Raw genomic sequence first — 5,179 nt, forward strand, 5'->3', positions numbered from 1 at the left:
AGTGAGAAGATCACCCGAACCGGCGCCGTTGAAGGGATAGCGTTCCGGATCAGCGACTAAATCAGCACCCTGTTAATGTTCATCTGATGCTCCCCTCCGCTTATGCTCGCCACAGTAGCAGCGGATTGGTGGGAAGGCAGTTCATCCCAATGGCTCATTCGATTTATCGACTTTGATCTTGCATCTTGAACCGCCTCACGTACGAAGCCGGAAACTTCGGAGCGTTCATGGCTAAATCCATTCCCCATAAACGGCGTGAAACCGTCGCTTCTTTCGTTTCGAGAACAGCTGCAGCCTACCATGTGGACGCGGCCACCTTCTCGGCTGACAGGGAAACCTCCTTTCTCGCGGTAATTTCAGGAGCATCCACCGCCCTTGAAGCACTTGATGCCTTCAGCTGTCCGATCCCTGAAGACGTCGTTGCATGGTCGCCCTCGAAAGAAGGGGGCGCCGGGAAAATGCGCCTCTTCCGCGGACACACCTTCCCGTCCAGGATCCTACAGCCTCCAAAGATGCGCGGCTGCCCGAAGTGTCTTCTTCAGGATCTTGAAGGCCAAAGGGAAGATCCAGTGACAATGGCGATGCGCGGGCATTGGTTGGTGCCGCACGTGACGATTTGCTTAGAGCACAATACCCCGTTGGTGACCCTATGGCGGGAAAGTAGCCCCGCGCCTCGGTTCGACTCTGCTGCAAAACTCGCATCACTGGTTCCTGCTATCGTTGCCGGAGAGCTCTCCCTTGAGCCACGAGCTGAGACCAGCTTTGACACCTAGCTGGATGCGCGCCTCGAAGGACATAGCGATGGCAACTGGTTGGAACAGCACCCGCTACATGCGGCTTGCAACTATTGCCTAATGCTAGGAACCTCTCTGTTGCGCCACATTACATCAGCCCCCTGCTCAGTGACCGATGAGGACAAATGGTTCGTGTATAATATGGGCTTTCAGGTTGCCCGCCAAGGCGAGGCGGCGGTCAGAGATGCATTGCAAGGCCTCCAAGGCCTCCCGGGCGGACCGCACGATGGCCCCAAGAAGATCTTCCCGAAACTCTACGACCGGCTGGCCTACGACACCATTGATAACCCGGACTACGATGATTTCCGGCGTATCCTGCGGTCACACATGATGGAGACGTGGCCCCTCGGCGTCGGGGACGAACTGCTTGGTGAGCCAGTCGCCGAACGTCGGCTTCACTCGGTCAGGAGCGCGGCCAAGGCAACCGGAATCGACCAGAGGCGCCTGCGAAAGATCCTCGCCGCCGAAGGTATCGTTCCTGAAGAAGGCTTACCCGACGCCTGGCAGGTCTTCGATGCAAAGCGCGCCGACGCGGTGCTGAAGGCCGCGAAGACCTTGATCACCGCGAAGGACTTCGCCGAAGGCATCAACGCATCAAGGTCGCAGTTCGATCTGCTGTTCGCAGGTGGCGTGCTCGCGCCGTACCTTTCATCTGTGGAAGGCGCTGGGACCAAGGCCGTCTGGGACCCGGCGGACGGCGTGCGTTTCCTCGACAGCGTCTTCGTCGGAGCCACACCGCTCCGACAGGCGCAGCATGGCTGGGAACACATCTCGAAGTCGGCTGCGCGCCTTATGATAGGCCCCGACATCATCATCCGAGCGATACAGGCCCGGCGTATCGTCAGGATCGGCAACCACGCTGATTTCGACGGCTACGCGGCACTGTACGTCTATCATGACGAGGTCAGTTCGGTTCTGTCGCCTCAGCCTTCGTCCGACCAGAGCATCGAACTGTTCTCAAAAACCGTTGGCATCGGCCAACCGATCCGCATGAAGCGCCTTGTCAGGAATGGCCATACGCCCGCGACGGAACTGGTCCATCCCAAATTGAAGACGAGACAGTTCTTCATTTCTCGAGACGATGCTGATGCCTTCAATCAGCGCTTCTACACGCCGCGCACGATGGCGCAGGCCCACGGCAAGAGTCGGCAATCCATGACGGCGACCCTCCGGGCCGCCGGGGTAGAGGTCTTTTCCCCAGATGGCGAGGATTACGGCCCATTGTATCTGCGGCAAGATGTCGACCGAATAATTACGCAAACGTCTGAAAATATTATAAAAGAATAGAGGCCACGCAGTCGCGCGGCCTTATTTGGCCTTCAGACAGAAATCCTGGGGCTACGGGTCCGGAAATCAGATGGTGTGATTTCCGGAACTCGGATGAGGTAATCCACATTTAATCTGGCGTCGACAACACTCTATTTTGAGTAGCCGCAACTCGTGCATTTCCTGCAGCCCTCGACCACCCTCACTTTGATCTAGCCCTAACGAGCACCATATTTATGAAAAACCTCACTCGAAGTATCCGCATATAGAGGTCTTGAGAAAGCCCAGTGGAAAGGTTGGGCGCTTTCGCCCTAACCGTACAGAAGGGTACCGACAATATCTCTCACTTTACGTTCGCGCGGTGCCAGCTCCCTGCCGATAATCGTCCGCGAAACAGAACAAGTCAGCGGCCCGTCGCCGGAGCCGACTTTGCGATCACGTTCATCGGTGTGGAGACCGCAATGCCTTGGCTCTTTATCAAAGCTCGCATCGGACTTTGCAGTCAGTCGTCGATGGTCAAACTGGATCGGAGCGTCGTTTGTGATGCCGAAGCTCTTTTCAGCTGACCTCTTCTCCGCCTCGCGGCGTCGGCGGGTCAGTTATGGGCGGTAGGGGGGAGAAGGTCGAAAGAGGCGTGGGAGGATTTTCACGGGGATCAACTAGAATCAGGGAACAGCGATCACGTGAGACATCAGAATGGCACGACCAGGCGACGGAAAACCCAGATCAAACAAGCGGCGCACGACGCATCAGCTCTTCAAGCGCGTGACCCCCGACACTTTGGCAGTCTTCATGGAGCGCTCAGATGCGGCCGGGTTCCCCGATCATCAGGCCTATCTGAGCGCCTTCATCTCGGGCGACATCGAGCTGAATTCAGCGCTGAAGACAGACATCATCCGCAGCCTCGGTCAGCTCGGCAAGGTCGGCTCGAACCTCAACCAAATCGCACGTGCCATCAATGGGGGGCGCCTGACTACGCTCGAGCCGAAAGACCTTGAGATCCTCGAGCAGGCTCTGGCCGCTGTCGAGAAGATCGGTGAGGAAATCCGGCAGGCCCTGCGGAAATGATCTGCGAAATCATCGGCAAGCCCGGCGAGAAAGGAAGTGGCGGAGGACGTGACGCTTTCGCGCCCGGCATCCATTACGTCTGCAGCAAGGCCAGACGGATCGCGTTGCGCAACATTGCCTCTACCAATTGGCAGAATGCTGCCGAGGAAATGCTGCTGACCTCGGAGCTCTCGGAACGGGTGCAGAAACCCTACTACCATTTCCTCTTGTCTTGGCATGAATTGGAGCAGCCCACGGACAGCCAGATGATCGCTGCCATGGAATTTCTGATCCGCGCCCTGGGGCTTGAGGAGCATCAGTTGGTGATCGGCACACATCATGATACGCGACGCAAGCACATTCATGCGATCGCGAATACAGTCCACCCGCTTACCGGCAAGGTCTGGTCTAAATCCAATGACCATGGCAAGGCCGAGGCGGCATGCCGTCAGATCGAGCTTAGTCAGGGATGGTCGCATGATCGGGGACGGTTCGACTTCGACGTCATCGAGAAAAGCGGCCGCAAGCTTGCCAGGCTGAAAAAGAACCCCATTGCTTGGGAGAAGAAGCAACAGGATCGCGCGGCAGGGAAACGTCCGAAATCCTCCGGTGACCTCAAGTTTGAAAAGTCTACCGGGTTCGAAACTTTCGAGCACAGCATCCCCGACACGCTCCGGCAGAAATTTGCAGCGCTGGTGAGCGCGGCCTCGAGCTGGCAGGGTCTTCACACGGCCCTCGGCGCGCAGGGTCTGACCTATTACAGATCCGGATCCGGCGCGCGTGTCGGGATCATCGGCTCGAAAGAAGTCACGAAGGCCTCGGCCTTTGGATCAAAGTTCAGCATCTCGAAGATGGAGGCATCATTCGGCCCCTATGCGCCGCCCGAAACCGAATATCGAAACGATCTGAAAGAGACCCACGTCGAGGTCGCTGCGCTTATTGCAGTCCCGTCAGACAAGGATGAAAAGGCGATGCAGGCATCTGCCTTCAAGCTCACGCTCCTGCGCCGGATCTACACCGATATTCATCTCGACCCGAAGGTTGCACAGGCAATCCGCTTTGTGGATCTTGCGGCCAAGCCCCTGCGAATCTCGTTTCAGGATGAGTCTACCGTCATGGATCTCGGCCGCAGACTCTCGACATCCCAAAACACGATGGAGACGCGTGCCACGATGATTGCCATGGCCAAGGCGAAAGGCTGGTCGTCCGTCCGCCCGGTCGGGCCGCCCGAGTTCATCCGGCAGGCGGCACTGGATTGTGCGCGGGCGGGCCTCCCCGTCCATGGCGTGCCGCCTGATATCCAGGCTTTGGCAGATCGGACGCTCAAGCAGACGCAGAAGCGTCAGCGCCGGATAGAGCAGGTTGTCAGGGACATGCAAAAAGATCATCTGGCCGAACAGACAGAACGAGAGGACATCATCGCCGCAAACAGCCAGGAGCGCAGGTTGAAGGCTCTGCTGGCCGCCGACATCACCGCAGAAGCCCAGGCTGTACAGGAGGCGATTGGCTTCGGTCGAAGTCCCGGTCCGTCAGCCCTTCGAAAGATCGCCCGCGAAGACCGGGATAGCTGGATTGCCTCGCTTCCGAATATGCAGACCGTCTCGCGCCCGCAGCCCGCGCCCGATACGGCGAAGCAGGACTTTCAGGGACGACGTCGGATCGCGCATCAAATCCAAGACAACGATCGCAGCGAAATCGAGGAGATGAAGCAGCTCGATATCAGCGCCATTGCGGGACTGGGGGGCTGGTCAGATATGTCTCGCACCCACCCGGATAGCGCCGACAAGCAAGGCAGAAGATACCGGATTTTCCAGCGTGACGGGGACACGATCAAGGCGAGCCTCGTGGAGGGCAAGTGGCTCTGGACATCCAACAAGTCGGGGGCGAAGGGATCGGTCATTGATCTTTGGCTTCGTGACAACCCGGGGCGGACACTTGGCCACGCGCGCGCGGCGTTCCGTGACATCATGGGCCGCGCCCCAGCTGTGGCATCCGCGGCCCCCGCAAAGCGCCCCGATCAGCACGGGGATCACACGGATGCCCGCCGTCGGTGGGAGGAGGCGCCCTATATC

The 5,179-nt window shown here is 58.5% G+C and carries 4 protein-coding genes; all 4 read left to right on the forward strand.

Features of this window, described 5'->3' with window-relative positions:
- Positions 1-227: 227 nt before the first annotated feature.
- Positions 228-773 carry a TniQ family protein gene (locus tag ACFSUD_RS19325; RefSeq protein ID WP_386376138.1) on the forward strand — a complete coding sequence of 182 codons (546 nt, stop codon included), beginning with the start codon at positions 228-230 and terminating at the stop codon, positions 771-773.
- Between the two features lie 99 nt (positions 774-872).
- A complete protein-coding gene (locus tag ACFSUD_RS19330) occupies positions 873-2,081 on the forward strand; it encodes a hypothetical protein (RefSeq protein WP_386376139.1) in 1,209 nt (402 codons plus the stop codon).
- Positions 2,082-2,852: 771 nt separating this feature from the next.
- Positions 2,853-3,128 (forward strand): plasmid mobilization relaxosome protein MobC, encoded by a 276-nt coding sequence (gene mobC, locus ACFSUD_RS19335; RefSeq protein ID WP_386376140.1) that lies wholly within the window; start codon positions 2,853-2,855, stop codon positions 3,126-3,128.
- Positions 3,125-5,179 (forward strand): relaxase/mobilization nuclease domain-containing protein (locus tag ACFSUD_RS19340; RefSeq protein ID WP_386376141.1); only part of this gene is annotated, 2,055 nt, incomplete at its 3' end. The genes mobC and ACFSUD_RS19340, both read left to right, overlap by 4 nt.

Origin of the sequence: Sulfitobacter aestuarii (assembly GCF_042685005.1) — a bacterium.
Taxonomy (GTDB): Bacteria; Pseudomonadota; Alphaproteobacteria; order Rhodobacterales; family Rhodobacteraceae; genus Sulfitobacter; species Sulfitobacter aestuarii.

Coding starts and splice junctions, on each gene's coding strand:
- ACFSUD_RS19325 (WP_386376138.1), top strand. CDS start 228: ATGGCTAAATCCATTCCCCATAAACGGCGTGAAACCGTCGCTTCTTTC.
- mobC (WP_386376140.1), top strand. CDS start 2,853: ATGGAGCGCTCAGATGCGGCCGGGTTCCCCGATCATCAGGCCTATCTG.